This window comes from Kitasatospora sp. NPDC057500 (assembly GCF_042802195.1).
GTDB lineage: Bacteria > Actinomycetota > Actinomycetes > Streptomycetales > Streptomycetaceae > Kitasatospora.
Genome location: NZ_JBHVER010000027.1, coordinates 40537 through 56907 on the forward strand (window position 1 = coordinate 40537; position 16371 = coordinate 56907).

A 16371-nucleotide genomic window follows, 5' to 3' on the forward strand; every position below is an offset into this window, starting at 1 on the left:
CCGGACACCACCCTTTGGAAGTGGCACAACTGCCAACTGGCAGTTATGCAAACTTCGGATGACGAAATGCCGACGACTTGGCGCGCGGCTTGAGCGGGCCGCGCCGGGCGTGATTCGGTACGACTACGGCCGCGTGCGGCACAGCAGTTGACGAGGGGCGAGCAGGATGCAGGGGCAGGGGACGGACACCGCGGCGGAGCCCGGGCTGCGCGACCGCAAACGGGCGCGGACCAGGCAGGCCATCCGCACGGCGGGGCTCGACCTCTTCGAGGAGCAGGGCTTCGAGGGCACCACGGTGGACCAGATCTGCCGCCGGGCCGACGTCGCCCACCGCACCTTCTTCCGCTACTACGAGTGCAAGGAGGCGCTGCTGTTCGGCATGGACTTCGGCGCTGCCGTCCTGGACGCCTTCGCCGCCGCGCCGGCCGGGCTCGACCTCTGGGCCGCCTTCGACCACGCGGTGGCCACCACCGACGGCGAGTTGGAGGAGCCGGCCGAGCACTCGGTGCGGCGCCGGGCCCTGCGGCACCGGTTCATCGGGGTCCGCAGCGTGCACGACTTCGGGCTGACCGTGGTCGACGCCTTCTCGCAGCGGGCGGTGGCGATCGCGGCCGAACGGCTGGGCGTGGACCCGGCCGTCGACCTGCGGCCGCAGGCGTTCGCGGCGCTGCTCGCGGGCATGACCCGGCAGCGCATCGTGGGCGGTGCGGAGGTCCGTTCGCTGCGGGACTGGGTGTCGGCCTTCCGCGACGTGCTCGGGGCGTTCGAACGGGCGGCCGCGGCCGGGGCCGTCCGGTGAGCGCCTACCGGGCCGGTCCCGATCCGCCGCCCGGCTCGCGGTAGTGCAGGACGAACCGCGCGCTGCTGCCGTCGATCCGCCGCCGCACGTACAGCGCGGGCGCGCCGTCCGGCGTGCAGCTGACGCCCTCGCGGACCAGCAGGGCGGTGCCCGGCGGCACCCCGAGCAGCTCCGCGTCGGCGAGGTCCGCGCCGATCGCGCCGAACGCCCGCCAGTCGTACTCCAGTTCCACCCCGGCCGCCCGGGCCAGGTCGAGCACCATGTTGCCGGGGCGGCCCGGCCGCAGCATTTCGGCCGGCAGCGGCCCGGACGCCGTCCAGTAGCTGCTCACCACCCGGGGCCGGCCGCCCAGCCGGATCACCGTGTCCACCCGGGACAGCTGCGCGCTGTCGCGTCCCAGCTGACGGGCCGCCTCCTCGTCCTCCGGGCTCCCGCTCACCGGCGGTGCGGCCACCACGAACTCGCCGTCCGCCGCCGGGTCCGGTGCCTGTGCGCCGAGCGGCAGCCCGGTGTGCACGCTGCCGAGGTCGAAGCGCTGGCTGCGCGGGTCGACGGTGATCGACACCCGCACCGCCGGCGGGCGGACGAACGTCCCCACGCCGCGGCGGATCTCCAGCACCGCGGCCCGTTCCAGCTCGGCCGCCGCCTGCCGGACGGTCAGCCGGTTGACGCCGAACTCGGCGCTCAGCTCGGGCTCGCTGGGCAGCCGGGAGCCCGCCGGGTACGTCCCGGCGTCGATGCGCTCCTGGAGCTGCCGGGCCAGCCGGCGGTACAGCGGGGTCTCGGTTCGGTGCGTCGCCACGCGGCAGATCCTACGGAGCCGGGGGGCGGCATCCGGTCCAGGTTTGCCGGAAGTTCACCTCGTCGCCGCTTGCCGGGTGCCCCATCCGCCAGGTAGACATCTAGACGTCTAGATGTCTCACCCTCTCACCCTCTCGCCATCCCCGCCATCCCCGCCGTTCCTGCCATCCCCCTCGTCGTCCCCCTGTCATCCCGCTCCGTCGTCCCCCTCGGTTCTCCCGCCCCGAAAGGCCCCGCCATGACCCTGGTCAACTTCCGCGACCCCGCCGCCCTCGCCGACCCCGAGGGCCGCTGGGTGCGCCACGGCGTCCTGCACCGCTCCGCCCAGCCGTACCCGGGCGACGACGCCGCGATCGTCGAGCAGCTGAACGCCGCCGGCATCCGCACGATCATCGACCTGCGCGGCGACATCGAGGCGGAGGACACCGACTGGGCGCAGTCCCGGGCGGCCGGCATCGAGGTGGTCGCCGCCCGCGTCCAGCCCACCGACCGCCGGCTGGAGGCGGCCATGAAGGACATGGTCACCGACGAGGACCTCGGCGCCTTCTACCTGCTGATGGCCGAGTCCGCCCCCGGGGCGGTCAAGCTCGCCGTGGAGGCCGCCGTCCGCCCCGGCGGCCTGCTGGTGCACTGCGCCGCCGGCAAGGACCGCACCGGCTGGCTGACCGCCCTGCTGCTGGACCTGCTCGGCGTCCCCGCCGAGGAGATCGTCGCCGACTACCACCGCACCACCGAGGCGCTGCCGCAGATCTGGGCGAACCTGGCCGAGCGCAACCGCGCCGCCCTGAACGACCACGCGGCGGGCACCTTCACCGTCCCCCGCCCGCTGCTGGAGGCCCCGGCCGGTGCGATGGCCGCCTTCCTGGAGCTGGTCGACGCCCGCTACGGGGGCACCGAGGGCCTGCTCGCCCACTGCGGAGTGGACGCCGCGACCGTCGAGGCCTTCCGCGCCAAGGCCGCCGCCCCCGCCGCCGCCGAGGTGACGGCATGAGGGCCCTGCTGCACCACACCGACGGCACGCCGTTCCGCGACCTCAACCACAACGGCACCATGGAGCCCTACGAGGACCCGCGGCTGCCCGTCGAGGAGCGCGTCGAGGACCTCCTGGCCCGGATGACCCTGGAGGAGAAGGCCGCGCAGATGTTCGTCGGCCGGATGATCGCCGGCAACCTGGGCCCCTTCCCGTCCGGCGACCACCTCATCACCGAGCGCGGCCTCACCTCCTTCGGCATGACGATGGTCCCCGACGCCCGGACCATGGCCGCGTGGAACAACCACGTGCAGGACCTCGCCGCCGCGAGCCGCCTCGGCATCCCCGTCACCCTCGCCTCCGACCCCCGGCACGGCTTCACCACCAACCCGGCCACCGCCTTCGCCGGCGGCGGCTTCTCGGTCGGCCCCGAGCCGATCGGCCTCGGCGCCACCGACGATCCGGAACTGGTCGAGGAGTACACCGCGCTGATCGCCCGGGAGCTGCGGGCCGTCGGCATCCGGGTCGCCATCCACCCGATGGCCGACCTCGCCACCGAGCCGCGCTGGGCCAGGATCAGCGGCACCTTCGGCGAGGACCCCGAGCGGGTCTCCCGGATCATCGCCGCCTACATCCGGGGCCTCCAGGGCGAGCGGATCGGGCCGGACAGCGTCGCCTGCATGACCAAGCACTTCCCCGGCGGCGGCCCGCAGCACAACGGCGAGGACTCGCACTTCGCGGCCGGCCGGAGCCTGGCCTACCCGGGCGGCGCCTTCGAGCAGCACCTGCGTCCGTTCGAAGCCGCGTTCGAGGCCGGCACCGCGCAGATCATGCCGGCCTACGCGATCCCGGCGGGCTCCGGGCTCACCGAGGTCGGCGCCAACTTCAACCACGACGTCATCACCGGCCTGCTGCGCGGCAGGTACGGCTTCGACGGCGTGGTCTGCACCGACTTCAACGCCATCACCGGCATGGAGATCCCCGGCGTCGTCAGCCTGCCGCCGCGGCACTGGGGCGTCGAGGAGCTGTCGGTGCCCGAGCAGGTCGCGATGACCCTGCACGCGGGGGCCGACCAGCTCGGCGGCGAGACCGACCCCGAGCTGATCCTCGGCGTGGTGCGCTCCGGCGCCGTCACCGAGGCCCGCCTCGACGAGTCCGTGCGCCGCATCCTGCGCGACAAGTTCCGGCTGGGCCTGTTCGACGACCCGTACGTGGACGTCGAGGCCGCCGCGGCGCTGGTCGGCGCCCCGGCCGGCCGCGAGCTCGGTCGCAGGGTCCAGGCCGCCTCGCTGGTCCGCCTCGCCGGACAGCCGCTGGCCGGCGGGCGGATCTACGCCGAGGGCGTGGACGCCGAGGTGGCGGCCCGCTACGGGACGGTCGTCGAGCGCCCCGAGGACGCCGACGTCGCCGTCGTCCGCCTCGCCACGCCGTACGAGAAGCGCGAGGGGATGCTGGAGCAGCACTTCCACACCGGCACCCTGGAGTTCGAGCCCGCCGAGGCCGCCAGGATCGCCGCGCTGGCCGACGCCGTCCCCACCGCCGTCGTGGCGCTGCTCGAACGCCCCGCCGTGCTGACCCCGTTCGCGCCCCACGCGGCCCTGCTGGTCGGCGAGTTCGGCGCCGCCGACGAGGTCGTGCTGGACGCCGTGTTCGGCCGCGCCCCGATGCCCGGCACGCTGCCGTTCGACCTGCCCCGCTCGGACGCCGCCGTCGCGGCCTCCCGCGAGGACGTGCCCTTCGACACGAAGGACCCGCTCTTCCCGGCCGGCCACCCGACGGCCCCGCGCACGGTCTGACACCCGCGCGGCCGGCGCACCCGGGGTCAGCCCACGGGTGCGCCGACCGGGCGGTCGCGGCAGGACACGCCGTCGATCTCGGCCTCCGTGGGCCTGGCCTCGTTGCGCCGCTCCAGGGGCAGCCGGGGCAGGTTGTTCTCGACGTCGCGGTCCCACTCGTTGCTGACCACGTACTTCTTCAGCGCGTCCCGCAGCCGCTCGCAGTCCTCGCGGTGGCCCTTCGCCATGGCGACGCCGTAGTCGTTGGTCTCCGCGAACGCGATCGCCGGCGCGACCGCCAGGGTCGGCTCCGCCTCCATGAAGCCGTAGAGGATCAGCTGGTCGGTGGAGACCGCGTCGACCTCGCCGGCCTTGAGCGCGTTGACGCAGTAGCCCGCGTCCTCCTCCTCCCGCAGCCGGATCGCCTGGTAGGCGGGCTTGCGCAGTTCGTCGGCCGAGGTGGTGCCCTTCCACACGCACACCAGCCGGCCGTTGAGGTCGTCCAGGGTGCGGTAGCGCTCCAGGTCGGCCGCCCGCACCAGCATGCCCTGCTGGGTGGAGGCGTAGGGGCCGACGAAGTCGAGCCCGTCGCCGCCCTCCCCGACCGGGAGCATCCGCTTGGCGGTGACCGAGAAGGTCGCCACCACCAGGTCGACCTCCCCCTCCCGCAGGGCGGGGGCGCGGTTCTTGGAGAGGATGCCGCTGAAGATCGGGGGCTCCGCCCCGACCCGGTCCAGCAGCTCCCTGGCCACCGCGATGTCCAGCCCGTCGAAGTCGCCGGCGTGCCGTTCGAGGCTGGTGCCGGGCTGGTCGCTCTTCGCCCCGATCCGGACCTTCTTCCGGTCGGCGAAGATCGACGGATCCGGGTCCGCCCCGCACCCCGCGGCGGTGACGGCGAGCAGGGCCGCCGCCGTGGCGGCCCGGAGCGGCGGCACCCGCCGTCCGGTGTCCTTCATGTGCTTCCCCCCATGGTCCTGGTCAGTCGTTGAAGAGCGTCCCGTCGGCCTTCGCCACCCGCATCACGCAGTTCTCCCGGGTCTGCAGCGAGAGCTCGACGGCCACCTCGCCGCGCTGTCCGCCGAGGTCGAACTCCACCACCGACTGCGCGGGCACCCGCTGCACGCCCGGGGTGACCCCCGGCGTGAGAACCGTCAGCGTCGCGGTCGTCCGGTGGACGCAGGTCGGCGCCGCCGGATCGTCGTCCGCGATGGTCAGCGCGAGCCGGAGCCGGTCACGGGCCTTCCCCGGGGCCTGCGCGGGCAGCACGAGGGTCTGCGGCCCGGTGGCGGTCAGCGGCCCGGTACCCCGGACGGAGACGTCCACCGGGACCTCGCCGTTGCGCCGGACGTTCTCCAGGCCGGCCAGGCCGAGCAGGGAGAGGACCAGCGCGGACGCCAGGACGAGCAGGCCCGCCCTCGGCCACTTGCGCGAGGCCCCCGCCGATCCGGTGACGGCGCACTTCACCGACAGCACGAAGCCGGGTACGAGGGCGGCGTAGAACCAGAGGTACTGGTCCTGCGGACCGCCGGGCCAGGACAGGGCCGCGTACCCGGCGGTGCCGACGGCCAGCAGGAGCGGCAGCGGCGCCACGAGCGGCCACGAATCGAGCTTCTTCAGGAAGTTGAACGTGGAGCGGTAGATGTGGCCGGCGCTCCACGAGTTGTCGCCGTACGTCTTGATGTCGACGGGCTTGTCCGGGCCCGGGTGCTCGTCCACCGCTAGTTGTTGAAGTTGAACGTGGAGTTCTCGATGTGGGAGGCGATGAACGCCCGGTCGCCGTACGAGTTGATGGTGACCGTCCGGACTGCCTCCACCAGCCGCTCCGCGGAGGGCGGCTCCGCCTCCGGGCCCTGCAGCCAGGTCTTCAGCGCCTCGGACAGCCGGGCGCGATCGGCCTCGTCGAGGCCGGTCAGCAGTTCGTCGACCCGCTCCTCGGGCAGGTCGTGACGGTTCAGCACCTCGGCGACCTCGCCGGAGCGCCGGCCGAACAGCCGGCGGAAGAAGCCCTCGCCCGCGTCCGCCGTCCCGGTGGCGACGCGCTGGGCCGCCTCCTCGGCCAGCTGGGTTCCGAAGGCGGTCGCGGCTACCGTGAAGTACGGAGCGATCGCGGTGATGTCGGTGAGCAGCTCGGACACAGGCCCCCCAGAATGTCCTGGCCACTCGCTGTCGGTGGCCGCGGCGACTGCGATGGTAGCGATGGAGGGGCGGCGGCGCACTGGTCCTCACCGAATCGTTTCCGGGGTGCTCGGCCCGCGCGGCGGGCGGGGCGGAGAGCCGCAGGTCGGCGGGGGCGTGCCGAAAACCGTTCGCGCCGGGCGGCGGTGCGCTGGCAGAGTCCGCCGTCATGCAGCACCTGTACGGGATCCGGGCCGACTTCGACGCCGACACCATCGTCGTCTACCAGGCGTACGCCCCCGCGGTGGCCGGGCCGGCGCTCGCCGCCGGGCGGTTCGTCGCGCCGTTCTCCTTCGGGCGGATGACGTGGATCAAGCCCTCGTTCAGCTGGCTGATGCACCGCAGCAACTGGGCCCGCAAGCCCGGTCAGGAACGCGTGCTGGCCGTCCGGATCACCCGGGCGGGCTGGGAGGAGGCGCTGGGGAGGGCCGTGCTCACCACCGGCGACCCGGCGCTGCTGGACCGCGCCGAGGTGCACGTCCAGTGGGACCCGGAGCGCTCCCTGCGCGGCGCCGCGCTCAACCACTACAGCATCCAGGTCGGCGTCGGCCGCGGTCTGATCCGGACCTTCGCCGAGGAGTGGATCACCGGGATCACCGACCTCACCCCGCAGGTGCGGCGGATCGCCGGCCTGCTCCAGCAGGGCCGCACCGCCCACGCCCAGCGCCTGCTGCCCCCGGAGCGCCCGTACCCGCTCCCGCGCCCGCTCGCCGCCAGGATTGGTGCCAACGGGTGATGTTCCGTCAAGTGCCGGATGATCGCGCACCGGTGCGGCGTTGTCCCGGTCGAACCGCGCGCACCGCACCGGAGAGGAACCACCCGTGACCGACAACCGCACCATCATCAACCCCGCCGACCTGCACGACCCCAGGCCGTTCGGCTACAGCCACATCGTCTCCGCCCCCGGCGACACGGTCTACCTCGCCGGGCAGTACGCCTCCGGCGCCGACGGCCAGGTGGCGGTGGAGGACTTCGCCGCCCAGGTCGAGCTCTCCTTGGAGAACCTCCGCCGGGCGCTGACCGCCGTCGGCCTCGGCTTCGAGAACGTCGTCCGGCTCGGCTCGTTCATCGTGGACCACGACGAGGAGAAGCTGGCGGTCCTCAACAAGGCCCTGCGCTACACCTGGGGCGAGCGCCTGCCCGCGCAGACCCTCAGCGGGGTCGCCACCCTGGCGCTGCCCGGGATGCTCGTCGAGATCGACGCCATCGCCGTGCGTCCGGCCCCCTGACGGACGGTGGAGCCGCCTCCCCGGCACGATCACGGGATCGGGAGGCGGCCCCGGTCCGGGACCGGTCAGGAACTACGCCGCGGACTGGGCATCGACCGCGTTGTTCTGACCGGCCACGATCTTCCACCCCTCCGGCTGCCGGGCGACCACGTAGAGCGCCCGCCCGTGCGGACCCTCCACCGGCCGGCCCTCGGCGTCGGTGGGCGTCTGGGCCACGTTGACGGCGACCACGCCGTCCGCGATCGCCAGCAGCTTCACCACCTCGTACCGGGCGAAGGAGTCCTTGAGGAACTCCCGCATCGCCGGCGCGCTGAACGCGGTGATCTCCGCCCGCCCGTCCAGCCGCCGCCCCGCCGCGTTGGTCCAGGACGCCCGCTCGCCGAACTGCGCGCCGAGCGCCTCCGCGTCCTTGCGGTTGAACGCCTCCTCCAGCGCCGCGACCACCCCGGCCACCGCCTCCCGAACCTCCACCGGTACGTCTCCCGCCACCAGCACCTCGCCGGCCATGACCAGCACCTCTCCCCGAACTCGGTGACATCCGGCGGTGATCACCGCCGGACCCCCATCCGACAACCTCAACCGCCCTTGAGGTCAAGTCCGGGGGCCGCCGGGCCCGGTCACCGGTCCGGAAGCTCCCGGATCCGGGTGATCCGGCCGCGGGAGTCGAGGACGATGTCGTAGGTGTTGCCGTAGCAGGCGTACGGGGGTTCGGGGGCGGCGTCGGGGGCGAGGCAGGAGTCCAGGTGGTCCAGCAGGACGGGGAGTTGGACCTCCTTGGCGGGCTCGTCGTGGGGGAGGTCGACCAGGGTGGCGGTGGCGTGGGCGGCGAGGGGGTGCACGGCGGACGCGGCGTCGGGGGCGCAGGTGGGGCGGACGGTGAGGCGGCCGGCGGTGGCGTCGAGGACCTGGACGGTGCGGCGGGTGGTGTGGGCGGCGCAGGCGTCGGGGGAGTAGGTGTCGGGGGCGGCCCCGAACACGTCGGCCCCGGCGTCCCCGTCGGTCCCGGCGTCTGCGGGGTCCTCGGGATCCTCGGGGCCCTCCAGGTCGTCCGAGGCCATCGCCAGTGTCGGGTCCTCGTCGATCGGGGTGCAGGCGGCGAGCCCGGCGGTGGCGGTGCAGCAGAGCAGCACGGCGAGGAGGAGGCGACGGGGCGCGGTCATGGGGTGAAGTCTCCCAGGAGCGGGCCGGACGGGACATCCGGCCGCATGTGGAATCCGCCGGACCGGGGCCGGAGGGGCCCGCCCCCGCCGGGTGTGCGGACCCGGCGGGGGCGGAGGCGGGCGGAGCGCGGCCGCTACGCCGCGACCGGGTGCGCGGGGTCGTAGGCCTTGCGGACCCGCTCCTGGGCCTGCGGCCCGGCCTCCAGGTGGTCGAGACCGAGCAGCGCCGCACCGAGGACCGGCGGGGCGACGACGACCCGCGGCTCGGCGAGCGGTGCCACCGCCGCCAGCCGGTCCGTCAGGTTGTCGAGCAGCAGCGGCTGCCGGGAGGCGAGCACCCCGCCGCCGAGCACCAGCGGGGTGGGCGTCTCCAGCAGCTCCAGGCGCCGCAGGGCGACCACGGCGAGCCGGACGATCTCGTCGGCCTGCCGGTTGATCAGCGACAGGGCGGTGGCGTCCCCGGTCCCGGCGACGGCGAAGAGCACCCGGACGATCTCGTGCAGCCGGATGGACGGCAGGTGGCCGAGGTGGACGGCCTCGGCGACGGCGCCGGTGGTCGGCAGGCCGAAGTGCTCGGCGATGGCGGGGGCCAGGCCGGTCGGCCCGCCGCGCCCGTCCTCCGCCCGGACGGCGTGCCACATGCTGGCACCGGCCAGGCCCCAGCCGCCGCCCCAGTCCCCGGTGAGCTGGCCGAGGGCCGGGAACCGGGCGGTGCGGCCGTCGGGCAGCAGGCCGACGCAGTTGATGCCGGCGCCGCACACGACGGCGACGCCGCGCGGGCCGTCGGTGCCGGCCCGCAGCAGGCCGAAGGTGTCGTTGACGACGGTGTTGCTGGCGCCCCAGGGGTGGGACTCCAGGGCGGCGCGCAGCGCCTCCTCCTCGACCGGCAGGTCGGCGTTGGCGAGGCAGGCGCTGACGTGGGTGGTCAGCGGGCCGCTCCAGCCGGTGACGCCGGCGGCCGCGGCGGCCTCCGCGACCAGCGGGGCGAGTCCGGCGACGGCGGCGGCGGCGCCGACGGACGCCGGGACGAAGCCGCCGCCCCGGGCCGAGCCGAGTACGGTGCCGTCGGCGCCGATGAGGGCGACGTCGGTCTTGGAGTTGCCGGCGTCGATGGCGAGGACGCCGGGCAGGTGCGGTTCGGGCTGGTGGGTCATTGGGGTTCCCGCGGCTCGTCGTACGTGGCCCGGCCGGGGGTCTTTCCCGGCCGGGGGTGGCGTGGCTCCGCCCGCGATCCGGCCCGCACTCCCCCACGGAGCGCGGGCCGGAGACCGGGGGCCGGGCGGGTCAGGCCCGCGCCCAGCGGAGGTGCTCGCGGTTGTGGGCGAGCAGCCGGTCCGTCAGCTGGTCGGCGAGTTCGATCTGGCCGACCAGCGGGTGGGCGAGCAGTGCGTCGAAGACCCGGTCGCGTCCGCCGCGCAGGGCGGCGTCCAGGGCGAGGTGCTCGTACGCGGTGACGGCGGCCACCAGGCCGGCGTACAGCGGCTCCAGCGGGCGCTGGGGCAGCGGGCGCACGCCCGCCGCGTCGACCTCGGCCGGGACCTCGATCACGGCGTCGTCCGGCAGGAACGGCAGCACGCCGTCGTTGCGGGTGTTGACGACCTGCACGGAGGTGCCGCCGCCGGTGCCCAGCAGCGCCGCGATGAGCTGCACCGCCGCCTCGGAGTAGAACGCCCCGCCGCGCTTGGCGAGCAGCTCCGGCTTGGTGTCCAGGGCCGGGTCGGCGTACATCTCCAGCAGCTGCCGCTCGATCTCGGCGACCTCGGCGGCCCGCGAGCCCTTGGTCCTCAGCTCCTCCACGACCACGTCGTGCTGGTAGAAGTACCGCAGGTAGTAGGACGGCACGACGCCGAGCCGCTCGATCACCCGCTGCGGCAGGTGCAGGTCCTCGGCGATCTCCCTGCCGAAGCCGGCGAGCAGTTCCGGCAGCACCTCGCGGCCGCCCGCCGCGCCCGGGGCGTCGAGCAGGGTGACCCCGCGCTCCCAGGTGAGGTGGTTGAGGCCGACGTGGTCGAGCCGGACCAGCTCCGGCTCGACGCCCAGGTGCTTGGCGAAGCGCCGCTGGAAGCCGATGGCGACGTTGCACAGGCCGACGGCCTTGTGGCCGGCGTTCTGCAGGGCGCGGGTGACGATGCCGACCGGGTTGGTGAAGTCGACGATCCAGGCGTCGGGGTTGGCGCGTCGGACGGTCTCGGCGATGTCGAGCACCACCGGGACGGTGCGCAGCGCCTTGGCGAGGCCGCCGGCGCCGGTGGTCTCCTGGCCGACGCAGCCGCACTCCAGCGGCCAGGTCTCGTCCTCGTTGCGGGCCGCCTGCCCGCCGACCCGCAGTTGCAGCAGCACCGCGTCGGCGTCGGCGACGCCCGCCGCGACGTCGGTGGTCGTGGTGACGGCCGCGCCGTGGCCCTGCTTGGCGAAGATCCGCCGGGCCAGCCCGCCGATCAGCTCCAGCCGGTCGGCGGCCGGGTCGACGAGGACGAGTTCCCCGATCGGCAGGGTGTCGCGCAGCCGGGCGAAGCCGTCGATCAGCTCCGGGGTGTACGTCGAACCGCCGCCAACGATGGCCAGCTTGAGTGCGGACATCAGCCCTTGACCCCTGTCAGTGTCACGCCTTCGATGAAGGCCTTCTGTGCGAAGAAGAAGAGGACGATCACCGGGGCCATCACGAGGAGGGTGGCGGCCATGGTGAGGTTCCAGTTGGTGTGGTGGGCGCCCTTGAAGGACTCCAGGCCGTAGGAGAGCGTCCAGGCGTCGTGGTTGTTGCTGGCGTAGATCTGCGGGCCGAAGTAGTCGTTCCAGCAGTAGAAGAACTGGAACAGCGCGACGGCGGCGATGGCGGGCTTGGCCATCGGCAGCACCACCCGCAGCAGGGTGCGCAGTTCGCCGCAGCCGTCGATCCGGGCCGCCTCGATGTACTCGCGGGGGATGGTCAGCAGGAACTGCCGCAGCAGGAAGATCGAAAAGGCGTCGCCGAAGGCCATCGGGATGATCAGCGGCCAGAGCGAGCCGCCCAGGCCCATCTGCTTCGCCCAGAACAGGTACATCGGGATGATGGTGACCTGCGGCGGCAGCATCATCATCGCGATGACCGCCATCAGCGCCAGGTTGCGGCCGCGGAAGCGGAACTTGGCGAGCGCGTAGGCGACCGGCAGGCTGGAGACGATGGTCAGCACGGTGCCGAGGCCCGCGTACAGCAGGGTGTTGCGCCACCAGGTGAGGAACCCGGGGGTGTCGAACACCTTCCCGTAGTTGCCCCAGTTCCAGGAGGTCGGCCAGTAGTTGGTGGTGAGCGCCTGGCCGTCCGACATCACCGAGGTCAGGAAGGCGAAGACGAACGGCAGCAGGAAGAACAGTGCGGCGGCGACGGCCAGCGAGTGGACGGCCACCCAGTTGAGCAGCGCGCGGCGGCGGGCGGTGCGGGCGGCGGCGGTGACGGGGCCGCGGGCGGTGCCCCGGCCCGGCCGCTTGCCGGGTGCCTCGGCGGGGAGGGTCTGGCTGAGAGTCATGATTCGTGTCCCCGCTAGTCGTCGCTGGCCATGAAGCCGGACCGGCGGCGCATCAGCACCGAGGTGACGGCCATCGAGATGACGAACAGCACCAGTGCGACGACGCACGCCGCACCGTAGTTGAAGCGCTGGAAGCCGAGGTTGTAGACCATCTGCGGCAGGGTCCAGGTGGAGCCGGACGGGTAGCCGGGCTCGAACTGCTGGCCGGAGTTGCCCGCGATGCCGCCGGCGACCTTGCCGGCGACGATCGCCTGCGTGTAGTACTGCATGGTCTGGATGACGCCGGTGACCACCGCGAACATGATGATCGGCGAGATGTTCGGCAGCGTGACGTACCGGAAGCGCTGGAACGGGCCGGCGCCGTCGAGCTCGGCGGCCTCGTACTGCTCCCTCGGGACGTCCAGCAGGGACGCCATGAAGATGACCATCAGGTCGCCGACGCCCCACATGGCGAGCAGGGTGAGCGCGGGCTTGGACCACTCCGGGTCGGCGAACCAGCCGGGCTGCGGCAGCCCGATCTCGCCGAGGAAGTGGTTGACCGGGCCGGTGCCGGGGTTGAGCAGGAAGGCGAAGGCGACCGTGGCGGCCACCGGCGGGGCCAGGTACGGCAGGTAGAAGGCGGTGCGGAAGAGGCCCACGCCGCTCTTGATCTTGGTGATCAGCATGCCGATGCCGAGGCCGAACGCCACCCGCAGGCTCACCATGATGACGACCAGCCACAGGGTGTTGCGCATGCCCTGCCAGAACGCCGGGAGGTCGTTGAAGACGTAGTCCCAGTTCTTCAGGCCGTTGAAGGTGGGCGAGCCGAAGCCGTTGTACTTGGTGAACGAGAAGTAGATGGTCGAGATCAGCGGGTACAGGAAGAAGACGCTGAAGCCGATCAGCCAGGGGGAGAGGAAGGCGAGGGTGCGGGCCGCCGCCCGGCGGCGCTTCCGGCGCAGCAACTGCTGCGCGGGAGGCGCCGCCGGGGCGGTCGCTCCGGCCCCCTTGCGGGTGGCGGACGCGAGTGACATGGGAGCTCCGTGGACGGGCCGGCCGGACGCGCCGGGCGCTACTTGGCCTGGGCGATGGCGGCGTCGATCTCCTTGGCGGTGGCGGCGAGGCCGGCCGCGAGATCGGTCTGCTTGCCGGACTCGTAGTCGTAGCCGAGGTTCTGCAGCGAGACGATGTAGCCGCCGCCGTTGACCACCGGCGGCGTGGTGCCGGAGTTGGCGTTCTTCGCGATCTCGACGAAGGTCTTGAAGTTCTCGTCGGCGATCAGCTTCGGCGACTCCAGCGCGGCGAAGGTGCTCGGCACGTTGTGGATCGTGTTGGCGAAGGAGACGACCGCGTCGGTGTCGGTGGTCAGGAACTTGACGAACTCCCAGGCCGCGGCCTGCTTCTTGCTGGTGCTGGCGATGCCGACGATGGTGCCGGTCTGGTAGCCGCGGCCGTAGGTGCCGGCCTGGTCGTCCGGCACCGGGAACGGCGCGGTGGCCCACTCGAAGTCCGGCTTGTCGGCGGCGAGCGAGGCGGTGCGCCACTCGCCGTCCATGGCCATCGCGACCTGGCCGGTGTGGAACGGGTTCTTGGCGCTGAACTCCTCGCCGAAGGTGGCGCGGAACTTCTCCAGCTTGTCGTAGCCGCCGAGCTGGTCGACCAGGCCCTTCTGCCAGTTCATCATCGCCGCGATCTTCGGGTCGGTGGCGATGGTGGACTTGCCCGCGGCGTCGAAGTAGCTGGGGCCGTACTGGCCGAGGAGGTGCTCGGTGGTCGACTCGTAGCCGTGGTACAGCGGCATGAAGCCGAGCTGCTTGTAGCTGTCGCCCTCGGCGATGGTGAGCTTCTTGGCGGCCTCGGCGAACTCGCTGAAGGTCTTCGGCGGGTTGGTGATGCCCGCGTCGGCGAAGGCCTTCTTGTTGTAGTACAGGCCGAAGGCGTCGCCGAGCAGCGGCAGGGAGCACTGGTTGCCCTGGAACTGCGTGTAGTTGAGCATCGCGGCCGGGAAGGTCTTGGCGGGGTCGATGCCGTCCTTGGCGAGCAGCGGCTTGAGGTCGGCGAAGGCCTTGGTGGAACAGAACATGCCGACGTTGTTGGTGGTGAAGGAGGAGACCACGTCGGGGGCGTCGTCGCCGCCGGCCCGCAGCGCCTGGTTGACCTTGTCGTCGGCGATGTTGCTGACGGCCTTGACCTTGATGTTGGGGTGGGCCTTCTCGAAGGCGGCGATGTTGTCGTTGATCGCCTTCACCTCGGATTCCTGGCTCCAGCCGTGCCAGAAGGTGATGGTGACGTCCTTGCCGCTCGCCGAGTCGTCGCTGCCGCTGCCGTCGCTGCTGCCGGTGCAGGCGGTGGCGAGCAGGGCGAGGACGGCGCTGCCGGTGACGGCGGCGAGGGTCCGGCGGCTTCTGCGCGAGCGTGAGGTGGTGGAGTGCACTTCGAGGTCCTCCTGGGGCTGCGCGGGCAGGCGTCATTGCCTCGGGTCCCGCGTTGGGGGATGGGGGAGAGGTGGGTGCAGGGACGTGCGGTGGAGCGGGCGGAGCGTCAGTGTGTGGAGAAGACCGCCTCGCGGGCGGCCGCCAGCGCGCGTTGCAGTGCGCCGAGCAGGACGGGGGAGCCGGTCAGCGCGCTGCCGCGCACCTCCGGCCGGGCGGCGGCGATCCGGGCCAGTTCCTCCGCGACCAGGGCCCGCAGCCGTTCGCCGCCGGCGTTCGGGACCCCGCCGGAGACCACCACGAGCCGGGGGTCCACGACGGCGACGATCACGGCCAGTCCGACGGCCAGCCGGGTGGCCAGCTCGGCGAGGAACGCGTCGCCGGCGCCCGGGGTCTCCAGGGCCTTGGCGACCGACTCCTCGGCGGTCGGCGCGCCGAGCCCGTGCTCCTTGGCCAGGGCCCGGACGGCGGGGGCGCCGACCAGCTCCTGGAACCCGCCGGAGTTGCGGCGGCGGACGTCCTTGACCACCGGTGCGCCGGGCACCGGCATGTAGCCGACCTCCCCGGCGCCGCCGGTGAAGCCGCGGTGCAGCCGGCCGGCGATCACGATCGCCGCGCCGATGCCCTCGCCGGCCCAGAGCAGGACGAAGTCCTCGAAGCCGCGGGCCGCGCCGGAGGCCTGCTCGGCGACGGCGGCGAGGTTCACGTCGTTCTCGATGGTCACCGGGGCGCCGATCGCCCGCGCGAGGCCCTCGGCCAGCCGCGGTGCGTGCCAGCCCGGCAGGTGGGAGGCGTACCGCAGCTTGCCGGTGACCGGGTCGGGCGCGCCGCCGACGCCGATCACCACGGTGTGCAGCGCGTCCTCGGCGAGCCCGGCGGCGCGGACCGCCTCGGCGACCGCGCCGGCGACCCGGGGAATCGTTTCGGCGGCGGCCCAGCCCTTGGTGGGCACGACGTGCTCGGCGAGGGTGGAGCCGGTGATGTCGGCGACCGCGACCCGCACCTCGCTGTTGGTGACGTCCAGTCCGGCCACGTGGCCGGCCGCCGGGTTCACCTGGTACAGCTGCGCGTTGGGACCCGGGCCGCCCGCCGTGGTGCCCACCGGCAGCACCAGCCCGGCCGCCTCCAGGCGGGCCAGCAGCTGGGACGCGGTGGGCTTGGAGAGCCCGGTCAGGGTGCCGATCTGGGTACGGGAGAGCGGCCCGTTCTCCAGCAGCAGTTCGAGTGCGGCGCGGTCGTTGATGGCCCGCAGCAGGCTGGGGGTGCCGGCGAGGGGGGCCTTGGCGGTGCTTCTGGTCACGCGAAGATCCTCCTCCTCTGGGCGGCCGACCGGTGGTGGCGAACTGTTAGGAAACTTTCCAGTCGCTCGGGACAGGACCGTACGGGCCCCGTCAGCGGAGTGTCAATGGCCCTTCCCCCGGAGGATGCCGACTCGTTACCAGCCGGCACCCGCCCCCCGATCCCCCCACCGCCGCGGGGCCGGGGCTCACGCCCGCCCAGCCGGTGAGACGGGTGGAACCAAAGGGCGGATCGGCTACTGCTGAATAC

17 protein-coding genes are annotated in these 16371 nt (G+C 73.2%); 5 read left to right on the forward strand and 12 right to left on the reverse strand.

All coding sequences use genetic code 11. The features are described 5' to 3' along the window. The first annotated feature begins 166 nt into the window (after positions 1 to 166). Entirely contained in the window at positions 167 to 799 is a 633-nt protein-coding gene (locus tag ACFU74_RS09015; protein ID WP_380754045.1) for a TetR family transcriptional regulator, read from the forward strand. A gap of 4 nt (positions 800 to 803) precedes the next feature. Here the strand turns inward: ACFU74_RS09015 and ACFU74_RS09020 are convergent, their stop codons facing one another. Further along, entirely contained in the window at positions 804 to 1601 is a 798-nt protein-coding gene (locus tag ACFU74_RS09020; RefSeq protein WP_380754048.1) for a GntR family transcriptional regulator, read from the reverse strand. A gap of 237 nt (positions 1602 to 1838) precedes the next feature. Between ACFU74_RS09020 and ACFU74_RS09025 the strand changes: the two genes are divergently transcribed. After that, a complete protein-coding gene (locus ACFU74_RS09025) occupies positions 1839 to 2591 on the forward strand; it encodes a tyrosine-protein phosphatase (protein ID WP_380754051.1) in 753 nt (250 codons plus the stop codon). After that, positions 2588 to 4366: a glycoside hydrolase family 3 protein gene (locus ACFU74_RS09030; RefSeq protein WP_380754054.1), complete on the forward strand. Its 1779-nt coding sequence runs from the start codon at positions 2588 to 2590 to the stop codon at positions 4364 to 4366. The genes ACFU74_RS09025 and ACFU74_RS09030 overlap by 4 nt, the downstream gene beginning before the upstream one ends. 26 nt (positions 4367 to 4392) lie before the next feature. Here ACFU74_RS09030 and ACFU74_RS09035 read toward each other — a convergent pair whose 3' ends face one another. Genes ACFU74_RS09035 through ACFU74_RS09045 form a run of 3 tightly spaced genes read right to left on the reverse strand, consistent with a single transcriptional unit; the run spans position 4393 to position 6480 of the window. Next, complete coding sequence (locus ACFU74_RS09035; RefSeq protein ID WP_380754057.1) at positions 4393 to 5301, reverse strand: transporter substrate-binding domain-containing protein; 909 nt, start codon at positions 5299 to 5301, stop codon at positions 4393 to 4395. A gap of 22 nt (positions 5302 to 5323) precedes the next feature. Next, on the reverse strand, positions 5324 to 6061 hold the full coding sequence (locus ACFU74_RS09040; RefSeq protein WP_380754060.1) for a hypothetical protein: 738 nt from the start codon (positions 6059 to 6061) through the stop codon (positions 5324 to 5326). A gap of 2 nt (positions 6062 to 6063) precedes the next feature. Further along, positions 6064 to 6480, reverse strand: a complete 417-nt coding sequence (locus tag ACFU74_RS09045; RefSeq protein WP_380754063.1) for a hypothetical protein — start codon at positions 6478 to 6480, stop codon at positions 6064 to 6066. A gap of 209 nt (positions 6481 to 6689) precedes the next feature. Between ACFU74_RS09045 and ACFU74_RS09050 the strand changes: the two genes are divergently transcribed. Next, positions 6690 to 7256, forward strand: a complete 567-nt coding sequence (locus ACFU74_RS09050; RefSeq protein WP_380754066.1) for a DUF4291 domain-containing protein — start codon at positions 6690 to 6692, stop codon at positions 7254 to 7256. Between the two features lie 85 nt (positions 7257 to 7341). After that, the gene (locus tag ACFU74_RS09055; protein ID WP_380754069.1) at positions 7342 to 7749 is read left to right on the forward strand and encodes a RidA family protein; all 408 of its coding nucleotides are present in this window, start codon (positions 7342 to 7344) and stop codon (positions 7747 to 7749) included. A gap of 72 nt (positions 7750 to 7821) precedes the next feature. Here the strand turns inward: ACFU74_RS09055 and ACFU74_RS09060 are convergent, their stop codons facing one another. From ACFU74_RS09060 to ACFU74_RS09095, 8 genes are all read right to left on the reverse strand, one after another. After that, positions 7822 to 8256: a YybH family protein gene (locus ACFU74_RS09060; RefSeq protein WP_380754072.1), complete on the reverse strand. Its 435-nt coding sequence runs from the start codon at positions 8254 to 8256 to the stop codon at positions 7822 to 7824. Between the two features lie 110 nt (positions 8257 to 8366). Then, positions 8367 to 8909 carry a hypothetical protein gene (locus tag ACFU74_RS09065; protein WP_380754074.1) on the reverse strand — a complete coding sequence of 181 codons (543 nt, stop codon included), beginning with the start codon at positions 8907 to 8909 and terminating at the stop codon, positions 8367 to 8369. A gap of 134 nt (positions 8910 to 9043) precedes the next feature. Then, positions 9044 to 10063 carry an N-acetylglucosamine kinase gene (locus ACFU74_RS09070; RefSeq protein ID WP_380754077.1) on the reverse strand — a complete coding sequence of 340 codons (1020 nt, stop codon included), beginning with the start codon at positions 10061 to 10063 and terminating at the stop codon, positions 9044 to 9046. Positions 10064 to 10193: 130 nt separating this feature from the next. Beyond that, positions 10194 to 11489 (reverse strand): 6-phospho-beta-glucosidase, encoded by a 1296-nt coding sequence (locus tag ACFU74_RS09075; RefSeq protein WP_380754080.1) that lies wholly within the window; start codon positions 11487 to 11489, stop codon positions 10194 to 10196. Continuing rightward, complete coding sequence (locus ACFU74_RS09080; RefSeq protein ID WP_380754082.1) at positions 11489 to 12412, reverse strand: carbohydrate ABC transporter permease; 924 nt, start codon at positions 12410 to 12412, stop codon at positions 11489 to 11491. The genes ACFU74_RS09075 and ACFU74_RS09080 overlap by 1 nt, the downstream gene beginning before the upstream one ends. A 14-nt stretch (positions 12413 to 12426) precedes the next feature. After that, on the reverse strand, positions 12427 to 13425 hold the full coding sequence (locus tag ACFU74_RS09085) for a carbohydrate ABC transporter permease (protein ID WP_380754085.1): 999 nt from the start codon (positions 13423 to 13425) through the stop codon (positions 12427 to 12429). Between the two features lie 38 nt (positions 13426 to 13463). Continuing rightward, positions 13464 to 14825 carry an ABC transporter substrate-binding protein gene (locus ACFU74_RS09090; protein WP_380754087.1) on the reverse strand — a complete coding sequence of 454 codons (1362 nt, stop codon included), beginning with the start codon at positions 14823 to 14825 and terminating at the stop codon, positions 13464 to 13466. A gap of 107 nt (positions 14826 to 14932) precedes the next feature. After that, positions 14933 to 16123 carry an ROK family protein gene (locus tag ACFU74_RS09095; RefSeq protein ID WP_380754089.1) on the reverse strand — a complete coding sequence of 397 codons (1191 nt, stop codon included), beginning with the start codon at positions 16121 to 16123 and terminating at the stop codon, positions 14933 to 14935. Positions 16124 to 16371: the final 248 nt, after the last annotated feature.